The 23,781-nt window shown below is 33.7% G+C and carries 21 protein-coding genes; 17 read left to right on the top strand and 4 right to left on the bottom strand.

The window, feature by feature from the left end; all coding sequences use genetic code 11:
* Position 1: 1 nt before the first annotated feature.
* The 10 genes from ACZ0AH_RS15660 to ACZ0AH_RS15615 all read left to right on the top strand — a co-directional run bounded on the left by ACZ0AH_RS15660 (position 2) and on the right by ACZ0AH_RS15615 (position 13,331).
* Complete coding sequence (locus tag ACZ0AH_RS15660; RefSeq protein ID WP_463476730.1) at positions 2 to 1,363, top strand: DUF4832 domain-containing protein; 1,362 nt, start codon at positions 2 to 4, stop codon at positions 1,361 to 1,363.
* A 26-nt stretch (positions 1,364 to 1,389) separates the two neighbouring features.
* Complete coding sequence (locus ACZ0AH_RS15655) at positions 1,390 to 2,262, top strand: PKD domain-containing protein (protein WP_463476729.1); 873 nt, start codon at positions 1,390 to 1,392, stop codon at positions 2,260 to 2,262.
* Between the two features lie 190 nt (positions 2,263 to 2,452).
* Positions 2,453 to 3,550: an acyltransferase family protein gene (locus ACZ0AH_RS15650; RefSeq protein ID WP_463476728.1), complete on the top strand. Its 1,098-nt coding sequence runs from the start codon at positions 2,453 to 2,455 to the stop codon at positions 3,548 to 3,550.
* Between the two features lie 56 nt (positions 3,551 to 3,606).
* Positions 3,607 to 4,983, top strand: coding sequence for a Gfo/Idh/MocA family protein (locus ACZ0AH_RS15645; protein WP_463476727.1), 1,377 nt, complete (start codon positions 3,607 to 3,609; stop codon positions 4,981 to 4,983).
* A 459-nt stretch (positions 4,984 to 5,442) separates the two neighbouring features.
* Positions 5,443 to 7,371, top strand: a complete 1,929-nt coding sequence (nagB, locus tag ACZ0AH_RS15640; protein WP_463476726.1) for a glucosamine-6-phosphate deaminase — start codon at positions 5,443 to 5,445, stop codon at positions 7,369 to 7,371.
* Positions 7,372 to 7,590: 219 nt separating this feature from the next.
* The gene (locus ACZ0AH_RS15635; protein WP_463476725.1) at positions 7,591 to 7,827 is read left to right on the top strand and encodes a DUF3820 family protein; all 237 of its coding nucleotides are present in this window, start codon (positions 7,591 to 7,593) and stop codon (positions 7,825 to 7,827) included.
* Between the two features lie 411 nt (positions 7,828 to 8,238).
* Positions 8,239 to 9,852 carry a CTP synthase gene (locus ACZ0AH_RS15630; protein WP_463476724.1) on the top strand — a complete coding sequence of 538 codons (1,614 nt, stop codon included), beginning with the start codon at positions 8,239 to 8,241 and terminating at the stop codon, positions 9,850 to 9,852.
* Positions 9,853 to 9,931: 79 nt separating this feature from the next.
* Entirely contained in the window at positions 9,932 to 11,839 is a 1,908-nt protein-coding gene (gene yidC, locus ACZ0AH_RS15625; RefSeq protein WP_463476723.1) for a membrane protein insertase YidC, read from the top strand.
* 92 nt (positions 11,840 to 11,931) lie between these two features.
* Complete coding sequence (locus tag ACZ0AH_RS15620) at positions 11,932 to 12,648, top strand: toxin-antitoxin system YwqK family antitoxin (protein ID WP_463476722.1); 717 nt, start codon at positions 11,932 to 11,934, stop codon at positions 12,646 to 12,648.
* Between the two features lie 125 nt (positions 12,649 to 12,773).
* Complete coding sequence (locus tag ACZ0AH_RS15615) at positions 12,774 to 13,331, top strand: DUF4956 domain-containing protein (RefSeq protein WP_463476721.1); 558 nt, start codon at positions 12,774 to 12,776, stop codon at positions 13,329 to 13,331.
* A 133-nt stretch (positions 13,332 to 13,464) separates the two neighbouring features.
* On the opposite strand, the gene ACZ0AH_RS15610 is transcribed toward ACZ0AH_RS15615, so the two are convergent.
* A complete protein-coding gene (locus ACZ0AH_RS15610; RefSeq protein WP_463476720.1) occupies positions 13,465 to 15,342 on the bottom strand; it encodes a PEP/pyruvate-binding domain-containing protein in 1,878 nt (625 codons plus the stop codon).
* 142 nt (positions 15,343 to 15,484) lie between these two features.
* Between ACZ0AH_RS15610 and mnmA the strand changes: the two genes are divergently transcribed.
* The 5 genes from mnmA to ACZ0AH_RS15585 are packed head-to-tail and all read left to right on the top strand — an operon-like array spanning position 15,485 to position 20,192.
* Positions 15,485 to 16,672: a tRNA 2-thiouridine(34) synthase MnmA gene (gene mnmA / locus ACZ0AH_RS15605; RefSeq protein WP_463476719.1), complete on the top strand. Its 1,188-nt coding sequence runs from the start codon at positions 15,485 to 15,487 to the stop codon at positions 16,670 to 16,672.
* 44 nt (positions 16,673 to 16,716) lie between these two features.
* On the top strand, positions 16,717 to 18,324 hold the full coding sequence (locus ACZ0AH_RS15600; protein ID WP_463476718.1) for a S8 family serine peptidase: 1,608 nt from the start codon (positions 16,717 to 16,719) through the stop codon (positions 18,322 to 18,324).
* 12 nt (positions 18,325 to 18,336) lie between these two features.
* Positions 18,337 to 19,281: an NAD(P)H-dependent flavin oxidoreductase gene (locus ACZ0AH_RS15595; RefSeq protein WP_463476717.1), complete on the top strand. Its 945-nt coding sequence runs from the start codon at positions 18,337 to 18,339 to the stop codon at positions 19,279 to 19,281.
* A gap of 20 nt (positions 19,282 to 19,301) precedes the next feature.
* A complete protein-coding gene (locus ACZ0AH_RS15590; protein WP_463476716.1) occupies positions 19,302 to 19,712 on the top strand; it encodes a hypothetical protein in 411 nt (136 codons plus the stop codon).
* Between the two features lie 54 nt (positions 19,713 to 19,766).
* On the top strand, positions 19,767 to 20,192 hold the full coding sequence (locus ACZ0AH_RS15585; RefSeq protein WP_463476715.1) for a hypothetical protein: 426 nt from the start codon (positions 19,767 to 19,769) through the stop codon (positions 20,190 to 20,192).
* Positions 20,193 to 20,301: 109 nt separating this feature from the next.
* On the opposite strand, the gene ACZ0AH_RS15580 is transcribed toward ACZ0AH_RS15585, so the two are convergent.
* Positions 20,302 to 20,739, bottom strand: a complete 438-nt coding sequence (locus tag ACZ0AH_RS15580) for a DUF4268 domain-containing protein (RefSeq protein ID WP_463476714.1) — start codon at positions 20,737 to 20,739, stop codon at positions 20,302 to 20,304.
* A 133-nt stretch (positions 20,740 to 20,872) separates the two neighbouring features.
* Here ACZ0AH_RS15580 and ACZ0AH_RS15575 point away from each other — a divergent pair, with 133 nt between their 5' ends.
* A complete protein-coding gene (locus ACZ0AH_RS15575) occupies positions 20,873 to 21,514 on the top strand; it encodes an NUDIX hydrolase (RefSeq protein ID WP_463476713.1) in 642 nt (213 codons plus the stop codon).
* Between the two features lie 134 nt (positions 21,515 to 21,648).
* Positions 21,649 to 22,479: a lysophospholipid acyltransferase family protein gene (locus ACZ0AH_RS15570; protein WP_463476712.1), complete on the top strand. Its 831-nt coding sequence runs from the start codon at positions 21,649 to 21,651 to the stop codon at positions 22,477 to 22,479.
* Positions 22,480 to 22,565: 86 nt separating this feature from the next.
* Here ACZ0AH_RS15570 and ACZ0AH_RS15565 read toward each other — a convergent pair whose 3' ends face one another.
* Positions 22,566 to 23,198 (bottom strand): hypothetical protein, encoded by a 633-nt coding sequence (locus ACZ0AH_RS15565; protein WP_463476711.1) that lies wholly within the window; start codon positions 23,196 to 23,198, stop codon positions 22,566 to 22,568.
* Positions 23,199 to 23,206: 8 nt separating this feature from the next.
* Positions 23,207 to 23,701 (bottom strand): RNA polymerase sigma factor, encoded by a 495-nt coding sequence (locus tag ACZ0AH_RS15560; protein ID WP_068843197.1) that lies wholly within the window; start codon positions 23,699 to 23,701, stop codon positions 23,207 to 23,209.
* Positions 23,702 to 23,781 lie beyond the last annotated feature (80 nt).

Genomic DNA, 23,781 nt, shown 5'->3' with positions numbered 1-23,781 from the left:
AATGAAAAATTTATTAATACTATTTTGTTTTTTTCTGAATGTTGTATCAAGTTGTCAGAGTGATGGCGGAAGCAATAATGAAGAAACAAATAATCCGGAAAAAGTTACTTATACAGCATCTAACGATGTGTTTGCGAATCCGGAACGCGGATTTATGCACACCTGGCAGGTTAATTCTGAAGGTGCAGCAATGACAGCAGCTTCTTTAAACAATCTAAAAAAAGAAAATGTAAGCCTTATTTTGCGCTTGTATTATTTAGAGAAATTTAAAACGACAGCTTTAAGTCAGGCAGAATTAGATCTTATTAAAACCGATTTTACCCGTTTAAGAGAATCAGGTTTAAAATGTGTTTTACGTTTTGCTTACACAGATGCACAAGATGGTACAGATGCTTCTGTTGCCGTAATTTCAGGACACTTAGATCAGTTAAAACCAATTTTAGAAGACAACAAAGATGTTATTGCTTTTGTACAGGCTGGTTTTGTGGGAGCTTGGGGAGAATGGTATTATACTACAAACCAACTTACTACAGCGGCTAATAAAAAAATAATATTAGATAAACTGTTAGAGACTTTCCCTAAAGAAGTTAAAATTCAGGTAAGAACGCCAAAAATCAAACAAGATTTTGTAGCAACAACAACTGCTATGGATGCAACGGTAGGGTACGGAACTTCGAATACGGCACGTTTAGGTTTTCACAACGATTGTTTTATGGCAAGTGTTGATGATTATGGTACCTACATAAATGTTACGGCCGAAAAAACATATATAAGTAATGAAGCCCTTTTTGTCCCAACAGGAGGTGAAACATGTCCGCCAACGGATGTTCCGGTGGCAAGCTGCAGCATTGCCGAAAAAGAAATGACCATGCTAAAATGGACCTATCTGAACCTTGATTATTACGGTCCGGTTTTGCAGGAATGGAGAAACAATAATTGTTTTACAGATTTTGAAAGAAAACTGGGTTACAGATTGGCATTGGCTACTTCTTCTGTAAAAAAAGAAGCAGCTTTAAACGGAACTTTAGAATTCAATGCATTGATTAACAATTCCGGTTTTGCTCCTGTTTATAATTCTAAAAATGCTTATTTAATTCTTAGATCAACTGCAAACGGAACAATTTACAAGAAAAAACTAAGCTTTGATGTTAGAAAAGTAGTGCCAAAAGTATCCTTAGAAATAAAAGAATCGGTGAGTTTATCAGAGGTTCCCGCAGGTACTTATGAATTGCTATTGAAAATAGAAGACAGCGCTACAAAATTGAGCGAAAGACCTGATTATGCTATTCGTCTTGCCAATACAGGTTTATGGGAAGCAACTACCGGGTTCAATAAATTATCACAAACGGTTACCATTAAATAGTTATAAAAACATTTAAACCAAAAACCATGAAAAAACTAAAATTAACCAAATACCTGACAATCCTGATGGCATTGTTATTGGTAACAGCTTGTTCGAGCGACAGTGCATCTTCGGATTCAGCAACAAAACCTGTAGCAGATTTTTCATTTACAAATGATGGAAGCACTTTTACGTTTACTAATCTTTCTAAAAATGGAACGAAATACAGATGGGATTTTGGAGATCTTTATTATCTCTCAAACGAAAAAGATCCTGTTTATACGTATAAAATAGGAGGAGAAATTAAAGTTTCGCTAACCGTTACAAATGATGCAGGCGAAGAATCTTTCATCACAAAAACCATAACCGCACCTAGAATTATAATTATAGACATTAAAATCGACGGTAAGTTTACAGATTGGGATGATGTAGCGGTTACAGACCAAAATACATCAGGAAATGGTTCTATCCAAAAAATTAAAATTTGGGCTGGAGGTCCAAATGTAAATGTCTATTTAGAAGGAAATAAAAAAATGCTAATGGAATTGGTAGATATGTATATCAACACAGATGGCAATACCAAAACAGGATTTTTACACAGTAACTGGCCAGAAGGTTCCGGAGCTGAATTTTTATTTGAAGGTCCGGTAGTAAGTGATGGCTGGGGACAATTTTATAACCATACAGATCCTAACGGAGGCTGGGGTTGGGCTGGTATCGCAGGTTCTGGGGTAAACTTAAAAGCATCAGGAATTGTTAGTATTAATGATACCACAAATGCTATAGAATTTAGTATTCCGAAATCGCAATTAGGAACTTTAGGAAGTTCAATTGGTATTGGAATTACCGAAATGACTTCCGGATGGGCAGCTGTTGCAAACTTCCCGGAAGGACCAAAGTTTTCTACACTAGAATTGTAGTTTGTCGTCGATAGCCGGTCAAAATATGCCATTAGACAAATAGTTTTGAAGATTAATTTTTTATAAGTCCAATGGCATAAGCTATCGATTCAATATAAGTAAAAGTAATTCCGGGTATTTTGATTAGACAAGAAAAATGCCCGGATTTATTTCATCAAAATTCCAATTAAAAAGAATATAAAGATCCAAAATGAATAAAATCATAGCCCACAACCGATTAATGTCTGTAGATGTTCTGCGAGGATTTGATTTATTAATGATAATAGTGGCAGACCGCTTTTTTTACAATTTAAATACAGCTGCAAAAACCGATTTCACAAAGACTTTGGCCGACCAGTTTGAGCATCCGGAATGGATAGGATTTCATTTGTATGATGTTATAATGCCTTTATTTCTGTTTGTGGTTGGTGTCGTTATTCCTTTTTCTTTGGGAAAAAGAAGTACGGAATCAGGATCAGACCGTAAAGTATATGCTCATATTTTCAGACGATTTGTAATTCTCTTTATTTTAGGATGGATTGTTCAGGGCAATCTGCTGTTTTTAGACCTTTCAAAATTTCAGATATTCAGTAATACACTTCAGGCTATTGCGGTAGGTTATTTATTTTCTTGCATTGCCTATCTTAACTTATCCAAAAAAGGACGTTATATATTCTTCATATTCTGCCTTATATTATATGCGGTATTATTATCAATTCCGAATTATTTCGGGCATAGTTTCGAATTATTACCCAATAAAAACCTTCCTATTTATATTGACCAGCAGGTTTTTGGTCGTTTCTATGATCAGACACAATATTCGTGGTTATTAACAGGATTAGGATTTACGGCTACAACCATGTCGGGATTATTTGCCGGAGAGTTGCTGCTGTCTTCTTTATCAAGAAAAAAAATAGCGCTGTATCTTGCTATTATTGGTATAGTTGGAATAGGATTATCATTAGTTATAGGATTATGGCACCCCATCATCAAAAAAATATGGACGAGTTCCTTTGTAATATTCTCATCAGGAATAAGCTTTGTTTTGCTGGCTTTATTTTATTGGCTTGTAGATGTAAAAGGGTATACAAAATGGGCCTATCCGTTTCGGGTTATTGGTCTTAATGCCATCGCGGCCTATGTGGGTTCACATGTTTTAAATTTCTCTTTGATCGCCAAACAAATTTTCTTTGGCTTTGAGCAATTTACAGGAGCTTATTATGATGCATTTTGCGATTTAACAGGTTTCGGAATCCTTTATTTCATACTTTGGTACATGCATAAAAACAAGACTTATATAAAAGTATAAGCAAACAAATAGTGACGAGTAACTCACCTCAATAAATTATATTTAAATACAAAAAAATGAAAAGTTCCAGTTTAAAATTTTTACTAATAGCATTTTTGCTATTAAAAGTTTGCGATGTATCGGCACAACTAATAAAAACAAAAGCACCCAAAAGAGACAAAGGACAAACTGATGTATTACGTTTAGCGACGCCACCAATTCCAGTTGTTCATGTGGCTATTATTGGTTTAGGAATGCGCGGTACAGGTGCCGTAGCAAGAATTACACATATTCCGGGAGTAGAAATTGTGGCAATTTGCGATATGTTAGAAGACAGAACAAAAGCGGCAAATGATACCTTAGTAAAACACGGATTCCCGAAAGCAGAAGTGTTTTTTGGCGAAGATTCCTGGAAAAAAGTAACGGCGCTTAAAAATGTTGATCTGGTTTATATTGTGACCGACTGGAAACATCATGCACCCATTGCAGTTCAGGCCATGAAAGATGGCAAACACGTAGCTGTAGAAGTTCCCGGAGCTTTGACAATGAAAGAAATATGGGATATTATTGATACTTCAGAAAAAACACGTAAACACTGTATGATGCTGGAAAACTGTGTGTATGATTTCTTTGAATTGACAACATTAAATATGGCACAGCAAGGTTTGTTTGGAGAAATCCTGCATGCCGAAGGTTCTTATATTCACGGACTTCAGCCTTATTGGGGAGAATACTGGAACAACTGGCGTATGGATTATAACAGAAAACACAGAGGCGATATTTACCCAACTCACGGTATGGGACCGGCATGTTTAGCTTTGAATATTCACAGAGGTGATAAAATGAATTTCTTGGTTTCAATGGATACAAAAGCAGTTGGAAATCCGGCTTACATCAAAGAAAAAACAGGCGAAGTCGTGACTGATTTTAGAAATGGAGATCACACAATGACGATGATTCGTACCGAAAAAGGAAAAACAATCCAGATCCAGCATGATGTTACAAGTCCAAGACCGTATAGCAGAATGTATCAATTAACAGGAACGAAAGGTTTTGCCAATAAATATCCGGTTGAAGGTTATGCAATTGATGCCAAAGAAGCTGGCGCAGAAATCTCTAAAGATTATCAAAACCTAAATGCGGAGGAATTTGTATCTGAAGATGTGAAGAAGATATTAATGGAAAAATATAAAAATCCAATCGTAAAAGACATTGAAGAAATGGCCAAAAAAGTAGGAGGTCACGGAGGTATGGATTTTATAATGGATTATCGCATGTTCCATTGTTTACAACAAGGACTCCCATTAGACATGGATGTTTACGATTTAGCCGAATGGTCTTGTCTAAGTCCGTTAACAGAAATTTCATTAGATCACAATTCTGCTCCTGTTGAAATACCTGATTTCACTCGTGGAGGATGGCAAAAATTGAATACAGTTGAGTTTTCAAAATAAAAAAAGCGGTTTTAATGATTCATTAGTTTATTTAGTTGTTAGATTTAAAGCTTCTGTTGTGGTGACAGAAGCTTTTTATATTTTTATGTTTAAATACTTTAACTTTAAAAGAAGTATAACTTTCATTACATAATGAAATGTTGTTTTGAACTATTAGTTTAAAAAAAATTAACAAAAAATTGATACCTTAGATAATAAGAAGTACAACTTAAAATAGTACTTTTGTTTTGCAAAAAAAATGCAAATATTTGCGTAAAAAACGCAAAAAAGAAATAAAGTGAGATTTTGACTATTATTTCTCGTCATAACAAATTTATAAAGTTAATTTTGTTAGCGAAATAGCAAACCTTACAATTCCTGTAATCAGGGAGTTTCGAAAAGCGGAAACCAATTACTGCAAAATACTGTTATCATTCTTATGGAGACAGTTAAAAGAGAAGAATTAAAAAAAACTATATCATGTTAAAAAGTAAAATAGACAAAGCGACAGGTTTTGAGAAACGATTTGAAAACATCAATACCGTTGTTTTCGAAAATTCTACCGATGCTTCAAAAGCGGTTGCTCAGGAAATTGCAGCTTTAATTCAATCGAAACAAAAGGAAAACAAACCTTGTATTTTAGGACTTGCAACAGGATCTTCCCCAAAAGGATTGTATGCAGAATTGGTTCGTTTGCACAAAGAAGAAGGTTTGAGTTTTAAGAATGTAATCAGTTTTAATTTGGATGAATATTATCCAATGGAACCAAATTCGATCAACAGTTATGTTCGTTTCATGAAAGAATTACTGTTTGACCATGTCGATATTTTACCAGAAAACGCTCATGTTCCCAACGGACTTTTAACAAAAGAACAAATTGCCGATTATTGCCACGATTACGAAGCTAAAATTGAAGCCCTTGGCGGAATTGATCTTCAGATTCTTGGAATTGGAGGAAACGGACATATAGGTTTTAATGAATCCGGATCACTTCAAAACTCAAAAACGCGTTTGGTTGCTTTAGACCATATCACCAGAGTTGCCGCAAGTAAAGATTTCTTCGGATTAAGCAATACACCAAGAACAGCGATTACACTTGGAGTTAAAAAAATCATGGAAGCCAAAAGAGTAATCTTATTGGCTTGGGGAGAAGGAAAAGCAAATGTTGTCAAAAGATCAGTAGAAGATGAGGTTACGAATCGTGTTCCTGCTTCATTTTTACAGGAACATAATAATGCTGTTTTTATTTTAGATAAGGAAGCTTCTTCAAAACTAACCAGAATCAACAAACCGTGGTTAGTAGAAAAAGTAATCTGGACGGATAAATTAACTCGTAAAGCGGTTTTAGGATTAGCGCTTCAGCTTAAAAAACCAATTTTAATGTTGACTGATGCTGATTATATCGAACACGGAATGAGCGATTTATTAGCAGATTCAGGTCCGGCATACGACATCAACATCAAAATATTCAATAAACTACAAAATACAATCACGGGCTGGCCAGGAGGAAAACCAAATGCCGATGATTCTAACAGACCCGAAAGAGCTGAACCAGCCAAAAAGCGTGTATTGATTTTTAGTCCGCATCCTGATGATGATATCATTAGCATGGGAGGAACATTCATGCGTTTGCAGGAGCAGGGACACGAAGTTCACGTTGCCTATCAAACCTCAGGAAATATCGCTGTAGCGGATGATGAAGCGTTGCGTTTTGCAAGATTCGTGATTGATTACAATGAAAAATTCGGAATCAAAAGTGCTGAAGCAGATCATATTTACCAAAAAGCGGCAACTTTTTTAACCAATAAAAAGAACAGTGAAATTGATATTCCCGAAGTTCGTTACATCAAAGGACTGATCAGAAAAGGCGAGGCGAGAGCAACAAGCCATTTCGTAGGTTTAACCGATGATCAGATTCATTTTATGGAATTGCCGTTTTATGAAACCGGAACAATCGAAAAGAAACCAATTGGTAAAGAAGATATTCAGTTGACGATGGATTTAATCGAAAAAATAAAACCACATCAAATCTATGCGGCGGGAGATTTAGCAGATCCACACGGAACGCATAAAGTTTGTCTGGATGCTATTTTTGAAGCTGTAAAAGCCTTGAAACCAAAACCATTTATGGATGATTGCTGGTTATGGTTGTACCGTGGAGCATGGCAGGAATGGGGAATTGATGAGGTTGAAATGGTCGTACCCATGAGCCCGGATCAGGTTCTGGCAAAACGCCACGGAATTTTCAAACACCAATCTCAAAAAGACGGAGTTGTTTTCCAGGGAACCGACGCAAGAGAATTTTGGCAAAGAGCTGAAGACAGAAACCACGAAACAGCTGCTTTGTACCAGCAGTTAGGTTTGGCAACGTATGCTGCAATGGAAGCTTTCGTGAGATGGCACTACTAAGTTTTTTAGTTGCTGAGGTTCTAAGATTCTAAGTTTTAATATTCGCCACGAATTCACGAATTAGTTTTAAGTATAATTTGTGAATTCGTGGCGAAATCATTTAAATTCTTTTATCTCGATAGCTATCGGGAGTGGCAAAAAAATAATAGCTTTGTGCCAACAAGAAGCAAGAAAGAGAATGTCTATATTCTGTTTTCTTGCTTCTTTCTTCTAAAAAAAATGGAACCAGACAAAAAACTTCTCATAAAATTAGCCCACACCAAAATGCCTTTCGGGAAATACGAAGGAAAATTTTTAATCGATTTACCTGAATATTACGTAGTTTGGTACCATAATAAAGGTTTTCCAAACGGAGAATTAGGCCAGCAATTAGCGCTTGTTTACGAGCTAAAACTAAACGGTTTAGAAGAATTAATCAGGAATATTAAGAAGCAATATCCTAAATCTGTAAAATAGTAAGAAAAATCTTTTGCTATTTCATTTTTTTTATTTAAGTTTGAAATACAAAAATATTATAATTTCTAAAACAAAGTGATACCACAAGATTCAAGACTGAATCATTAAATGTGTACAAGTCAGTGTTTTAAGATTATAATATTTTTTTTATGTCAAAAAATATTCTTGTAATGTCATTAATTTTCTACATTAAGGCTTTTTGCACCACTATATTTGGAAGATGAACAGTCTCATTTAAAGACATTCTTCAAAAAAATCCCTAATAAAACCTTAAAATTATCGATTACAAAACCAAGTAATCATTCTAATTAAAAATTTGCAAATTATCTCATTCTCGAATTGCCAAATTATCTAATTAAATTTGTACTTTTGCCAAGTTTTTTACACAACTACAATACAAACAACAACAGAATGAATCAAACAAAATATATTTTTGTTACAGGCGGTGTGACTTCTTCTTTAGGAAAAGGAATTATCGCAGCATCTTTAGCAAAATTGTTACAAGGAAGAGGGTATCGTACAACTATTCAAAAATTTGATCCGTATATTAACGTGGATCCGGGGACACTAAACCCGTATGAGCATGGAGAATGTTATGTAACAGATGATGGTGCAGAAACAGATTTAGATTTAGGTCACTACGAGCGTTTCCTGAATGTTCCTACATCTCAGGCTAATAACGTTACTACAGGAAGAGTTTACCTTTCGGTTATTGAAAAAGAAAGAAGAGGAGAATTTTTAGGAAAAACGGTTCAGGTTGTACCTCATATTACAAATGAAATCAAAGACAGAATGCAATTGCTAGGTAAATCCGGCGATTATGATATTGTAATTACTGAAATTGGAGGAACTGTTGGTGATATTGAGTCTTTACCTTATATAGAGTCTGTTCGTCAGTTGGTTTGGGAATTGGGAGAAAATAACGGAATTGTTATTCATTTAACATTGGTTCCTTATTTGGCTGCTGCGGGTGAGTTAAAAACAAAACCTACACAGCACTCCGTAAAAACATTAATGGAAAGCGGAATCAAAGCTGATATTTTGGTTTGTAGAACGGAGCATGAGCTTTCTGATGAGTTGCGTAATAAATTAGCATTGTTTTGTAATGTAAAAAGAGAAGCAGTAATTCAGTCTATTGATGCGTCGACAATATATGAAGTTCCAAATTTAATGCTTGAAGAAGGATTAGATGTTGTGGCTTTAAAGAAATTAGATTTACCTAAAAAAGCCGCTCCGGATTTAAAAAACTGGAATACTTTTTTACGCAGATTAAAAAATCCAAAACATACCGTAAATATTGGTTTGATTGGGAAATATGTAGAAATGCAGGATTGTTACAAATCTATTTTAGAGGCGTTTATCCATGCAGGAGCTTCAAATGAAACAAAAGTAAACGTAATTTCTATCCATTCAGAGCATATCAATATTGATAATGTAGAAGATAAACTAGGAAGTCTTGACGGAGTTTTAGTTGCTCCGGGATTTGGTGAAAGAGGTATTGAAGGAAAAATCGAAGCTGTTCGTTTTGCACGTGAAAATAACATCCCGTTTTTCGGAATTTGTTTAGGAATGCAAATGTCGGTTATTGAATATTCCCGTACTATTTTAGGTTATACGGAAGCAAATTCAACAGAGATGAACGAGAAAACGCCTCATCCGGTTGTGAATTTAATGGAAGAGCAAAAAACTATTACAGATAAAGGTGGAACAATGCGTCTTGGTGCTTGGAAATGTGATATTAAACCAAACACTTTAGCACATAAAATCTACGGTCAAAAAACGATCTCAGAGCGTCACCGTCACCGTTATGAGTTTAATAATAAATATGCTGATGAATTGCAAAAGGCTGGTTTAATTGCTTCCGGAGTAAATCCTGACACAGGATTGGTCGAAATTATAGAACTTGAAAATCATCCGTTTTTCATAGGTGTACAATACCACCCGGAATACAAAAGTACAGTGGCAAACCCACATCCGATTTTTGTAAACTTTGTGGCTGCTGCAGTAAATGCGCATAAAAAATAATAATTAATATTCTAAAGGATGTAACGTTTGATTTGAAATCAGACTAATACCCTTAAACGAGTAACTTTTTTAAACAATAATGGAAGAAAAAAAATTTGATCTTAATTCAATAATTGGTTTTGTATTGATATTCGGAATTTTGATTTGGATTATGTACCAAAATCAGCCTTCTGATAAAGAGATCGCTGCTGAAAAAGCTAAGAAAGAATTAGTTGCTAAACAAGAAGCTCAGGCTCAGGTTGATAAAGCTAAAACGGCAGTTTTGCCAGTTGCAGCTGCAACTCCCGGAGATACGGTTCAGTTGGCACAATTACAAAAAACATTAGGAGGTTTTGCTTATTCAGCTACACTCCCTTCTGCTAAAGAATCTTTTACAACAATCGAAAACGAAAAGATGATACTAAAAATCGCCAACAAAGGGGGTTATATAGTGGAAGCTACATTGAAAGAATTCAAAAGATTTGAGAAAAATTCAGGACAATTAGTACAATTGATCAAAGACAATAATGCGGATTTAAACGTTCAATTACAAACGACAGATAACAGAACTTTAAACTCTAAAGATCTTTATTTTGAACCAACGTTGACTAAAAACGGAGCGGATCAAATCCTGACAATGCGTTTGAAAGCAGGAGCTAATGAATTTTTAGAATACAAATATGTATTGAAACCAAATGATTATTTAGTTGGTTTTGATATTCGTTCTCAGGGATTGAATAAAGTTTTAAATTCATCTAAGCCATTAGATTTAGTATGGGATTTAAAAACGTACAGAAACGAAAAAAGCGTTGCGTATGACAATCGTTTTACTGAAGTTAAATATGAATATGGAGATGAAAAATTCAATTCAGTAAGCAGTCATGGTCAGGGAAAAGAAGAAACTCCTGAAAAAGTAAAATATGTAGCTTTTAAACAACATTTTTTCACAAGTATTTTATTGACAGACAAACCTTTTGAAACTTCTAAATTACAATCTGATGATTTAGTTAAGGATGAAAAAGTAGATACCGTTTTTACTAAACAATTCAAAGCAACAGTTCCTTTGGCATTCTCTAATGGAGAGATTGATTATAAAATGAACTGGTATTTTGGACCATCTGATTATAAAGTATTAAAATCATACGATAAAAACTTCGAAAAAATTATCCCGCTAGGCTGGGGAATTTTCGGATGGATCAATAAATGGATTTTTATTCCATTATTTGGATTCTTAAGCTCTTATATCGCTTACGGAATTGCGATTATCGTTTTTACCATTTTAATCAAATTGGCCATGTCGCCAATTACCTATAAGTCATTCTTGTCACAGGCTAAAATGAAAGTTTTACGTCCGGAGATTACAGAGTTGGGAGAAAAATTCAAAAAAGACCCAATGAAGAAACAGCAGGAAACAATGAAGTTGTATAACAAAGCAGGAGTAAACCCAATGGCAGGATGTATCCCGGCATTGATTCAGCTTCCGTTTATGTATGCGTCATTCCAGTTTTTCCCGTCAGCTTTTGAGTTAAGACAAAAAAGTTTCCTTTGGGCAGACGATTTATCTTCATTTGACTCTGTTATTAAATTACCATTTCACATTCCGTTATACGGAGATCATATCAGTTTGTTCCCAATTTTGGCAGCAGTTGCGATTTTCTTCTATATGAAAATGACTTCCGGAGATCAGCAAATGGCAGCGCCTCAACAAGAAGGTATGCCGGATATGGCAAAAATGATGAAAATCATGATTTATGTTTCACCATTAATGATGTTAATTTTCTTCAATAGTTATGGTGCAGGTTTGAGTTTGTATAACTTTATCTCCAATTTAATTACGATTGGAATTATGTTTGTAATCAAAAACTATATTGTTGATACAGATAAAATTCATGCTCAGATTCAAGAGAACAAATTAAAAGAGCCTAAAAAACAAAGCAAGTTTCAACAACGTCTTCAGGAAGTAATGGAACAACAAGAAGCTACAAAAGCTCAGAATAAAAAGAAATAAGAATAAAAAAATCTCGATTTATCGGGATTTTTTTATACCTGAAATATACTTTATCAAAAGCATTTTCGTTAAAGTCTAAAATCGAATATAATATGATTTATAAAAAAATAATAATTGGATTACTTTTCTTAAATGCCTTTTTAGTTTCTGCACAGGATTTTAATAAAGTTGATGCTAACGGAAAAAAAGATGGTGTTTGGAAAGGAACTTACGAAGTCTCAAAACGTCCGCGTTACGAAGGAACTTTCAGTCACGGAAAAGAAACTGGAATGTTCAAATATTTTGACGATACTAAAAAAGGTGATGTTTTGGCAACTCGTGATTTTTCTGCAAATGACGGAAGCGCTTACAATATTTTTTACGATCAGAATAAAAACAAAGTAAGCGAAGGAAAAGTCATAGGAAAAAATAATGAAGGTGAATGGAAGTATTATCATAAAGCTTCGAAAGTAGTTATGACGCTTGAAAACTATAAAAGCGGAAAGTTAGAAGGACCAAGAACTGTTTATTATCCGGATGCTAAAATCGCTGAAGAAATGACCTATAAAAATGGTTTGAAAGAAGGCATTTATAAAAAATACGGACAAAACGGAGTTCTTCTGGAGCAAACAACTTATGTTAACGACCAATATAATGGTGAAGCCGTTTTCTATGATGCTGATGGGGCTGTAGCCTCTAAAGGAAAATTTATAAACGGGAAAAAAGCCGGAAAATGGCAGTTTTATCTTAAAGGAAAATTGACTAAAGAAGTGAATATGAGTGACCCAAAAAGCAGTTATCAGGCAGATTCAAAACCTAAAACTCAATAATTAAAGATATTCTTATTTAAGTTTTTTAGCCACGAATTCACGAATTTTTGTTTTAAAATAAATTCGTGAATTCGTGGCTTTGTTTTTCTAATTGTTTAAATTTGATTTGCAAATACTTTAACTAAATGGATTTAAACGAGCTTTCAGGACGATTTTTATTGTTGTTTTTTTCAATTCTGATTTTGTATTTTTTCTCTAACAGAAAAGATAATGAAACCATAAATCCTTTAATGGTTATTGTTGGTCTTTGTACTTTTTCTCTTTGTTATTTGTTTACCAAAATTGAAATTGGAGTAGGGATTGGCTTCGGATTGTTTGCTATTTTTTCTATTTTAAGATTCAGAACACAATCGTTTACTGTAAACGCAATTATTTTCCTGTTCGCCACGATTACACTTTCTATTTTGGATATTATGTATCCATATGAAAAAATAGAAGTGCTCTTATTTTTTCAAATCATTATCATCGGATTTTATATTCTGGCTTCTATTTTAGTTAACAGAAAAGCTTCAAAATATCTGAATACTGTTAATGTCAAAATTGCTCTGGAAAGTAACTTTTCTTTAGATTATCAAACTATTAAAAAATCTATTCAGGAAAAAATAAATATTCACGATTTCGATTTTAAAATTATCAGTGTAAATACAGTTTCAAATGAAATTGATATTTTGGTATCTTATTAATGAATGTTTGATTATATGTCTATATTCCTGCAAGGTTTTTTTCAACCTTCTAGGTATGATTTAAGATTTAAAACCTACAAGGTTGAAAAAAACCTTGCAGGAAACAATGCTTTAATAATTGAAAATAGCTTGATTACTCGTTAAAAGGGCGAACTTGTTTGATGTATAAATCTCGGTTTTCGCCTACAATTTTAAATTCCATATCAACAGGATGAAATTGATTTTTCTTCCAATAACGGTACATTTTCTCTTCAATTTTTGAACTGACAAGATAAAGTCGGCTCATTTCTTTTCTGCTTAATAAAGGTTCATTATTATTTAGATTTGAATTCGATGTATAATCAACATCAAAATCCGTATCATCAGTTCCTGAATTAAAATGATAAGCGACAAATTGTTCGCAGATTTCACCTTTTTCAGGTTTTACAACTGAATTTTCACCTTTTTGAATGTTTACAGTAATTCCGGGGAAATTTTTTCTAAAGATGTTTTTGGTAATGACAACACCATTTGCCAATTCATCCGGAAAAGAGCGGTGCACTAAAACGCCCATTGCAATATTATGCTGATCGATTCCAAAAAGCTCTCTTTCATTGTAAGAAGCTTCATTCCAGACACTTGCCCAAACTTGTTTAATCGCTTTTTCAAAAGTTTTAATGCTGTCTCCTAAAATGCCTGTTTTAGAATCGTACAATCCAGCTCCATTAAAATCATCTAAATCCTCGGCATTTGTCGATGATCGAAATCTAAAGTTTTTAAAAGCCGCATTTTTAAAAGTGAGATTCAATTTGGTAATTAATTCAGGATCGATAGGTTCTTTTTTAATCGCGTCGCGAATTTTCTTTAACTGATTATTTACCCAAAGTGTAGAATCTTTATGCGGATAAGCCAAAAGTTCATTGATTAAAGGCGAAATAGAATTTTTCTGAATATGTCTGGTATAAAAATAAAACGGAATTGCATGCGCATCTTCGGGCGTTTTAAACGGAATTTCTTTTGAAATGGCGATTAAATAAGCCATGTTTTGAGCTTTTGCTCCAATATAATTAATTCCTTTTTTCGGGATTTTAGACAAATCTACCAAATCAGTGATGCTATTATCAATCGTTAATTTTTTCTTTTTGCTATTGTCTTTTTGAACGATTTTTTTGTTGCTTTCTTTGATGTAAAAAGTATCAATTGCAATTTTTAGCTCTACTTTCTTCGAAATTAATTTCTTGATATTATTGTCTTGTAGCACAGTTGTGTAAGCCATTATCGGTATTTTTCTGTTTTTACCCAAAAGCACTAAATGGCTTAAAGGCGTTTGCAATTCATTGACAATAATTCCTCTTACGTTAGGCAAAATATCTGGTGTTCCATCCAAAATAATAATTTCATCAGGATTTGGTTTTGTAGTTTCTAAATCTTTGATTTTATATTGTTTTAAAATACCAACATTAGTTCCTGCAACAACTTCCTGATACTTAATTTCATTAAAAATATAATCTGATTTTACACACGGAATTTTAAATTTTCCCTGTTGGAACCATTCCATTTGAGTGGGATTATTTAAGTAGAATTTTAATTTCGATCCAATAAAAGTCGATTGTACGATTAAATTATAAAATCGCTCAATTGATTCAACCGGCATATGATCTGAGGCAGCTAATTCAAAAATCCATTTCTCAGTTCCTTTGATGTGATTCAGGTTTCCCAGAAAAAAATCCCTGTCTTTTAAAGTGTCGCTATAATTTTCATTATTAAAAACTTCCAAATCCTGACTATAATCTAAATAACCCGTTACGAAATCAAAATGCAATAAAATCAAACTGCTGTTGAAGTAATACATTTTTTGTTTTTTAAGATCGTAAATAACTTTTACAGATTCGATATTCGAAAATTTATCCGATAAAGGTTTGCCTCTAAATGCTTTATACGCTTCATAATTAGGTAAAGATGAAGTGAATCTTTGAGCACTTAAAGTGGTTATTAGAAAAACGAATATAAAGCTGTAAATGTATTTTTGCATGGTATTTTAATTGTTGATTAAATATAATTAAATAAACAATAAGTTTTATCTACCACGGCATTATATAAACTAATTAAAACTACCACAATTATCAAAAATAGGACTTATCTTTGCACCCTTATAAAATTATAAAGGATTTAGAATGAAACGTGTAGTTGTTGGACTTTCTGGTGGAGTAGATTCTAGTGTTGCGGCTTATTTATTGCAACAGCAAGGCTACGAAGTTATTGGGCTTTTTATGAAAAATTGGCACGATGATTCGGTTACTATTTCTAACGAATGTCCGTGGTTAGAGGATAGTAATGATGCTTTATTAGTAGCCGAAAAACTAGGAATACCGTTTCAAACTGTTGATTTAAGCGAAGAATACAAAGAAAAAATCGTTGATTATATGTTCAATGAATACGAAAAAGGGAGAACTCCAAATCCTGACGTACTTTGTAATCGCGAAATCAAATTTGATGTTTTCATGAAAATCGCCATGAGTCTTGGTGCTGATTATGTGGCAACGGGACATTATTGTCAAAAAAATGAAATTGAAGTGGACGGAAAACCGGTTTATCAATTAATTGCCGGAGCAGACAATAATAAAGATCAATCGTATTTTTTATGTCAGTTATCTCAAGAGCAATTGGCGAAATCATTGTTTCCAATTGGCGCTTTAACCAAACCGGAAGTGCGTGAAATCGCTGCTGAAATGGATTTGGTAACCGCTGAAAAGAAAGATTCTCAAGGATTGTGTTTCATCGGAAAAGTTCGCTTACCGGAATTCCTACAGCAAAAATTGCAGCCAAAAGAAGGTAAAATTGTTCAGATTGACAAAAACGATCCCATTTATAATACCGAAAAACCTGCTGATTTATCAGTAGAAGAAGATTTAAAATTAGATGCTAAAAAGCGTGATTATCTTCCAACAATGGGAAAAGTGGTTGGAAAACATCAAGGTGCCCATTATTTTACAACCGGACAAAGAAAAGGATTGAACGTTGGCGGAACAACAGATCCGTTATTTATCATCGCTACAGATGTTGAAACCAATACAATTTATACAGGCTTAACAAGCAATCATCCCGGATTGTTTAAAAAAGCTTTATTTATCGAAAAATCAGAAGTACACTGGATTCGTACTGATTTAGCTTTAAAAGTAGGAGAAACGATGGAAGTAATGGCGAGAATTCGTTACCGTCAGCCTTTGCAAAAAGCAACTTTACACCAATTTGAAGACGGAATGTATGTGAGTTTTGACGAACCACAATCAACAATTACCGAAGGTCAGTTCGCAGCGTGGTATTTCGATAATGAATTAGTTGGTTCGGGAGTAATTTCTTAGCTTTATACTTTTTTACAAAGGTTTTGCCTTTAAAAAAGTAAACTATGAAGCACTATTTTACATTTTTTTTATTGATTTTTTCAATTGCGATGTTCTCGCAGGAAGATGCCTGGGTATATTTTAAAGATAAACCAAATGGGCAGCACTTTTTAGATAATCCTTCCGAAATGCTTTCGGCACGCGCCTTAGAACGAAGAAGTAATCAAAATATCTCTCTGGATCTTACTGATGTTCCTTTGGAAGAAACTTATGTAAATCAGATAAAATCAGCTACAGGAATTGTGACAATGGCACAATCTAAATGGATGAATGCGCTTCATATTCGCGGAACTCAAACTGATATTTTAGCACTAAAACTACTTTCATTTGTTGATAAAATTGTTTTTGCAGATAAAACTTTAAATACAACTTCAAAAAAAGTTTCTGAAAATAAGATTTCCAAAATAGAAAAGAAACTCGAAACCACTATTGATTATGCTTACGGCACGTCAGCAAATCAGATTCAGATGCTAAATGGTCAGGTTTTGCACCAGCAGAATTTTACAGGTTCCGGTAAAATAATTGCTGTTTTAGATGCTGGTTTTCCGGGTGTAAATACGGCTCAGCCATTCCAGAATCTTATCGCTAATAATCAAATTTTAGGCGGATATGATTTTGTATCCAGAAGCGAAAATTTTTATGCCGGGGATGATCACGGTACAATGGTGCTTTCTACAATGGGAGGTTACAAGGAAAATGCATTGGTAGGAACTGCTCCAAATGCATCTTATTATTTGTTTATTACAGAAAATGATGCGTCTGAGAATCCTGTTGAAGAATCTCTTTGGGTAGAAGCTGCTGAAAAAGCAGATTATTATGGCGCGGATATTATTACAACTTCTCTGGGATATTTTGGTTTCGATAATCCGAATTATAGCCACACTTATAACGATATGAACGGAACGACAAATTTTATTTCCCGTGGAGCTGAAATTGCTTTTAGTAAAGGAATTATCGTTGTCGCTTCTGCAGGAAATGAAGGTAATACGGCAGAACCACATATTGGCGCACCGGCTGATGCTGTTTCGGTAATTACGGTTGGTTCTGTTAACGCTTCAAAAGTAAAAGCTGCTTCCAGTTCTATAGGGCCAAGTTTTGATAACCGAATAAAACCTGATGTTATGGCCCAGGGTGCTGCAACTGTGGTTTCAGATCCTTCCGGAAACATAAAAACGGCTAACGGAACTTCATTTTCATGTCCTGTTATGGCTGGAATGATTGCGTGTTTATGGCAGGCTTTCCCGTCAAAAACAAATAAGGAAATTCGGAAAATGCTCGTAGAATCTGCTGATAAATATTCGACACCAAATAATAATTACGGTTACGGAATCCCAAATTTTGGATCGACTTTAGGAGTTGAAGATTACCTGTCTTCACTTTCTGTTTTTTCAGTATATCCAAATCCGGCTCAGACAACCGTTTCTTTTTCATTTTCTGATGAAAATTATAATGCCTCGGTTTCGATTTATTCTGTTTTAGGACAAAAGGTAATCGAAAAGCAAATTACAAATCAAAACCCAATTCTTTCTGTGGCGTCTTTAAAAAGTGGACTCTATTTTTATGCTTTTGATGCCGAAGGTTTACACAAAACAGGAAAGATTATCAAACAATAACAGCATTTTTGAATGAATAGAATTACACAGCTTTTCCATATAAAATATCCAATTATTCAAGGCGGAATGATCTGGAACAGTGGTTATAAATTAGCATCGGCCGTAAGTAATGCAGGCGGTTTAGGACTTATTGGCGCCGGATCGATGTATCCGGAAGTTTTACGGGAACATATCCAGAAATGCAAAAAAGCGACTGGTAAACCGTTTGGTGTCAACATTCCGATGTTATACCCAAATATTGAAGAAATCATGAATATCGTGGTTGAAGAAGGCGTTAAAATCGTTTTCACATCGGCGGGAAATCCTAAAACATGGACTTCTTTTTTAAAAGAAAAAGGAATTACGGTTGTTCATGTTGTGAGCAGCAGTATTTTTGCCCTAAAAGCACAGGAAGCGGGAGTTGATGCCATTGTAGCCGAAGGTTTTGAAGCTGGCGGTCATAACGGACGCGACGAAACAACAACGCTGACTTTAATCCCGATGGTAAAAGAAAAAATTCAAATTCCGATTATTGCTGCGGGCGGAATTGCAACAGGAAGAGGCATGCTTGCCACAATGATTTTAGGTGCTGATGGCGTTCAGGTTGGAAGTCGTTTTGCGGCTTCGACAGAATCATCTTCGCACGATAATTTCAAGCAAACAATAGTAAATGTTAAAGAAGGTGATACACAATTGACATTGAAAGAATTAGCGCCGGTTCGATTGGTAAAAAATAAGTTCTATAATGATGTTCAGGCTTTATATGAAAAAAGTCCTTCTAAAGAAGATTTAGTACAGCTTTTAGGCAGGGCAAGAGCTAAAAAAGGGATGTTTGAAGGCGATCTGGAAGAAGGAGAATTAGAAATAGGACAAATTGCCGGAATAATTCATGAAATATTACCGGTTGAACAAATTATTGGACAAATGATGACCGATTTTGAAGTTGCTTGCCAAGAAAAGGCTAAATTTGAGTTTTAATTACCTGCAAGAATACGATTATGAATATTATACGCATTTCTATTTTATTTCTTTTTTTAGTTTTTGGATCGCAACAAGTTCAAAGCCAGTCTTATCAATTTAAAACATCGGGATTTAGTGTTTTAGAAAAAAATGAAAAAGGAAAATGGGGCGAATGGTCAAATCTTGATTTGGTGAATCTTTCGGTGATTTTAGATACCAATAAACATAGGATTGTTGTGTATTCGCAGGAAATCCAGCTTTTTAATATTGAAGATTATATCGAAAGAGAAGAAAACGATACAGATATTGTATACTCTTTTATGTGTAAAGATAATGATGGTGTAGATTGTAAACTTTCGATCATAACCCGCAAAAAACAAGATTACCGCAAACAGCTTTATATCAATTACAACGATCATATTATTATGTATAATATTTTTAGTGTGTAGGTATTATTTATAAATAGAGCGTAAAGATTGACAATTCAAATACGAATAAAAAATATGAATTACGAAAGTGTTAAGGAAGAACTTAACGAAACTAATGAATTTACTGAGTTTGAAAATCCAAAGATTTATTCATCAAAAGCAATTTGGGGATTCTCTGTGGTTTTTTCGCCAATTTTTGGTGGCATTTTATTGATGCAAAATTTAAAAGATACGAATAGAAAAAAGGAAGCAAATCTTGTTTTGATAAGTTCTATTCTGCTAACGTTGCTGACTTTTCTAATTGTAACTTTTTCTAATATAAAAATTCCTAATTTACCATTTTTGTGTAATTTAATTGGAGGTGGAGTTTTATCCTATTATTTTCAAAAAAAGTATTTTCCTGATGAAGATAAATTTGAAAAGAAAGCCATCTGGAAAGCATTAATTATTTCTATAATAATAACTGTACCTTTTGTATTGGCAATGATTTATTCGATGTAAATATTTAAATTTTAACCAAATATATATAGCAAACCCGACAGGTTTCAAAACTTGTCGGGTTTGTTGTATAAAAATCTTAAAACTTAATCTCTCAGAAACTTAACGTCTTTTAAGAATCAATATCCTTAATAAAATCATCGTATTCGAGATAAAACATCTCTAATGCATTCATTTTTTCGAAAAAGAAATCAAAAATAGCATCCCAGTTATTGCGGTTGCTAAAACCTACGCCTTGTTTTTCGGTCCAGATTCGGCTAATGGTTTTGCCGCTTTCCAATGTGTAATTTTTTTCGAAAACCAGATCTTTTACAAATTCTTCTTCCAGAATATTTTTTAAGGCTTCTAATTTTTCAAAATAAGCAGTTCGTTTCTCATCGCTTCTTTGTTCGATATCAATTAAAACCTGGGCCTTTTTATTGTCAACATAAAATTTAAAAGAAAAATCTTTAATTTTAGTATCATAAAGTACCCATTTGCGTGGATATTTTTCGGCGAAAGCCACCCAAAATTCCCTTTTTAACTTTTGTGATTCTTCTCTGCTGTACATTTTTATGGCTTTGGTTTTAGAAAACTTGTAGAACCGCGTTTTCTGGACTATATTTATATTTTATTTAAATCTGTTGAAATTTTATATTTCATATTTTAAACAGAATTTGAAAGTACAAAAATAAGCTTAGATTATGAATTTCCAAGATTTTTTGAAATATGTTCCTAATTTAATTCCAGTTGAATTACCGGCCGAATTGGCGCATATAAAAATGGCCCCAAAAGAAAGAGTACAAGCCTTAAAAAATCTTGATTTGGAAGCCGTAAATCCAAGGATTGCTGCTGTAATGATGTTGTTTTATCCAAAAAATAGAGAAACACATTTGGTTTTAATAGTCAGAAATGCCTATAATGGCGTTCATTCTTCACAAATTGCTTTTCCCGGTGGAAAATTTGAAACCACGGATGCCAATTACGAAGAAACCGCTTTAAGGGAAACGCACGAAGAAATAGGAGTATTACAGGAAAAAATAGAAGTAATTAAGCATTTTTCGCCCATGTATATTCCGCCGAGTAATTTTTTGGTACATCCTTTTTTGGGAATTTCAAAAGAAGAACTTTCCTTTTATCCGGATGCCAGAGAAGTTGCGGCTATTATAGAATTGCCATTATCTACCTTTTTAAGTGATGAAATTATCATCGAAGCCACATTGTCAACTTCTTACGGAAATAATATTCTAGTTCCGGCGTTTAGTATTCAAAATCACATTGTTTGGGGAGCAACTGCAATGATATTAAGTGAATTAAGAGATGTTTTGAAAACAACTTTTGACTAAATTTCATAAAAACAGAAAATTAACAATTTGATATTCATTATAATAACAATTTATTTCCGAAATTGCTTAATAGTATCGCTAAAAGAATAATTTTTGTATGTTTGCGTCCTAACAAAAAAACACAATAAACAGCTATGGGATTGTTTAAACGAAATCCTTTCGGACATATATTATTCATCAAAAAATGGTTAATCCGTATTTTGGGTGCCATGACGCATAGAAGATATAGGGGTTTCAATGAATTGCAGATTGAAGGATCAGAAATCATTAAAACATTGCCGGATACAAATGTTTTGTTTATATCAAATCACCAGACTTACTTTGCTGATGTTGTGGCTATGTTTCATGTCTTTAACGCAAGTTTAAGCGGACGTCAAGATACGATTAAGAACATTGGTTATTTGTGGCAGCCCAAAATGAATATTTATTATGTTGCTGCCAAAGAAACCATGCAAGCCGGTTTACTGCCAAGAATTTTAGCATATGTTGGTGCCATTACGGTTGAAAGAACCTGGCGTGCAAAAGGTGTTGATGTGACTGAAAAACGTGACGTAAACCCAAATGATACTGAAAATATCAGAATTGCGCTTGAAGATGGCTGGGTAATTACGTTTCCGCAAGGAACAACAAAATCGTTTAAACCAGTTAGAAAAGGAACCGCACATATTATCAAACAGCATAAACCAATCGTAATTCCAATTGTAATTGACGGTTTCCGTCGTTCGTTTGATAAAAAAGGATTACGAATGAAGAAAAAAGGAATTCTGCAATCGTTTATCATCAAAGAACCTCTTGATATTGATTATGAAAATGATACCATTGAGGAAATCGTAGAAAAAGTAGAATATGCAATTGAGCAGCATCCATCATTTTTAAAAGTTATTCCAGCCGAAGCAATCAAAGTTGAAGAAGAACTTAACGAAATGAGAAGATGGAGTTATAAGGGGCCGGAAAATGACTATTAGATTTTAATTTTTTGTTTCAGGTTTCAAGTTTAATGTTTCAAGTTAAAAAAACTTAGAAACTTAGCAACTCATAAACTTAGCAACTTTTAAAAGTCTATCTTCTTCAATTCCTTATAATTTGCATATAATCGTCGTAACAGCGTTCCGTAAAGCAATCTGTAAAAGCACCAGAATATTCCGAAGAAAGCCAATGTTACGAGGAATAAAATTCCGATTGTAACAAACATTGCTCTTCCGTTTGCGGCTAATTTATCTCTTAAAAAAGCCATATCAGGATTGTACACAAAAGCAACAAAAAAACTTAATATAGCTGTTATTACAATCATTCCTAAATTATACCACACATAATACTGAACCGTTTTCCTGGTTTTTAAAATGGCGCCCATTAATGATTTTGTCGCAACTGTAGTCGAAATTGTTTTGTAATTTTTATAAAAGATAAAAACAAAAATCAGTACAACAATATAATTAAAGTAGGTCAAAAACTCAAGAGCTAATACAATTTCCGGATGATTTATTTTTTGCAAAACATCATCAGTATTAATAAATAAGTTTGAAAAAGTCCAGAATGAAACCTCCAAAATGCTGATAATTAAAATCCACTTCACAATTGAAGATGATTTTTTATGAATCATTTTGTAAATTTCCGTTTCTGAAATTTGTTCAAAAGAATTTGAGTTCTTTTTCCAGTCTTTTTTTAATAAATCCAGTTCTTTCATAATAATTTTTAAGGATTTAGTATTTTTTTAAGTTTCCCTTTAATTCTGTTCATTTTCACGCGCGCATTCACTTCGCTGATTCCTAAGGTTTCGGCTATTTCTTGATAATCTTTGTCTTCTAAATACATAAAAACTAATGCTTTTTCGATATCATTAAGCTGGTAAACAGCTTTATACATCAATTTAATCTGTTCTTCCTCTTCATAATTATAATCAACATCTTTTACAAAATGCTGATGACTTTCATATTCTACTGTCGATACGGTTCTTTTGGTTTTTCGGTATAAGGTAATGGCGGTATTTAAGGCAACGCGATACGTCCAGGTCGAAAATTTACTGTCGCCCCTAAATTTTGGATACGCTTTCCAGAGCTGAATTGTTATTTCCTGAAACAAATCTTTATGTGCATCTTCGCCGGCAGTATATAATCTACAAATCTTGTGGATTATATTCTGATTTGCCTGTAATTGCGCAACAAATGATTGTTCTAGGTTTTCGCTCATAATATATTAGTAGTATTGAAAGCAATTTTGTTACAGATTGTTTTATTTTTTTGCCACGAATTACATAATTTCACGAATTT

The organism is Flavobacterium sp. AC105 (assembly GCF_979258495.1).
The sequence above is the reverse complement of the archived record's forward strand: the minus strand, read 5'-3'. Positions and strand labels throughout refer to the sequence as shown.

Bases quoted from the DNA above. Each gene is read 5' to 3' on its own strand.
- ACZ0AH_RS15565 (WP_463476711.1), bottom strand. From the start codon at position 23,198: ATGAAAGAACTGGATTTATTAAAAAAAGACTGGAAAAAGAACTCAAAT.
- ACZ0AH_RS15600 (WP_463476718.1), top strand. From the start codon at position 16,717: ATGAAGCACTATTTTACATTTTTTTTATTGATTTTTTCAATTGCGATG.
- ACZ0AH_RS15610 (WP_463476720.1), bottom strand. From the start codon at position 15,342: ATGCAAAAATACATTTACAGCTTTATATTCGTTTTTCTAATAACCACT.
- ACZ0AH_RS15570 (WP_463476712.1), top strand. From the start codon at position 21,649: ATGGGATTGTTTAAACGAAATCCTTTCGGACATATATTATTCATCAAA.
- ACZ0AH_RS15595 (WP_463476717.1), top strand. From the start codon at position 18,337: ATGAATAGAATTACACAGCTTTTCCATATAAAATATCCAATTATTCAA.
- ACZ0AH_RS15630 (WP_463476724.1), top strand. From the start codon at position 8,239: ATGAATCAAACAAAATATATTTTTGTTACAGGCGGTGTGACTTCTTCT.
- ACZ0AH_RS15575 (WP_463476713.1), top strand. From the start codon at position 20,873: ATGAATTTCCAAGATTTTTTGAAATATGTTCCTAATTTAATTCCAGTT.
- yidC (WP_463476723.1), top strand. From the start codon at position 9,932: ATGGAAGAAAAAAAATTTGATCTTAATTCAATAATTGGTTTTGTATTG.
- ACZ0AH_RS15585 (WP_463476715.1), top strand. From the start codon at position 19,767: ATGAATTACGAAAGTGTTAAGGAAGAACTTAACGAAACTAATGAATTT.
- ACZ0AH_RS15620 (WP_463476722.1), top strand. From the start codon at position 11,932: ATGATTTATAAAAAAATAATAATTGGATTACTTTTCTTAAATGCCTTT.
- ACZ0AH_RS15635 (WP_463476725.1), top strand. From the start codon at position 7,591: ATGGAACCAGACAAAAAACTTCTCATAAAATTAGCCCACACCAAAATG.
- ACZ0AH_RS15615 (WP_463476721.1), top strand. From the start codon at position 12,774: ATGGATTTAAACGAGCTTTCAGGACGATTTTTATTGTTGTTTTTTTCA.
- ACZ0AH_RS15650 (WP_463476728.1), top strand. From the start codon at position 2,453: ATGAATAAAATCATAGCCCACAACCGATTAATGTCTGTAGATGTTCTG.
- ACZ0AH_RS15590 (WP_463476716.1), top strand. From the start codon at position 19,302: ATGAATATTATACGCATTTCTATTTTATTTCTTTTTTTAGTTTTTGGA.
- ACZ0AH_RS15655 (WP_463476729.1), top strand. From the start codon at position 1,390: ATGAAAAAACTAAAATTAACCAAATACCTGACAATCCTGATGGCATTG.
- ACZ0AH_RS15560 (WP_068843197.1), bottom strand. From the start codon at position 23,701: ATGAGCGAAAACCTAGAACAATCATTTGTTGCGCAATTACAGGCAAAT.
- nagB (WP_463476726.1), top strand. From the start codon at position 5,443: ATGTTAAAAAGTAAAATAGACAAAGCGACAGGTTTTGAGAAACGATTT.
- mnmA (WP_463476719.1), top strand. From the start codon at position 15,485: ATGAAACGTGTAGTTGTTGGACTTTCTGGTGGAGTAGATTCTAGTGTT.
- ACZ0AH_RS15580 (WP_463476714.1), bottom strand. From the start codon at position 20,739: ATGTACAGCAGAGAAGAATCACAAAAGTTAAAAAGGGAATTTTGGGTG.
- ACZ0AH_RS15645 (WP_463476727.1), top strand. From the start codon at position 3,607: ATGAAAAGTTCCAGTTTAAAATTTTTACTAATAGCATTTTTGCTATTA.
- ACZ0AH_RS15660 (WP_463476730.1), top strand. From the start codon at position 2: ATGAAAAATTTATTAATACTATTTTGTTTTTTTCTGAATGTTGTATCA.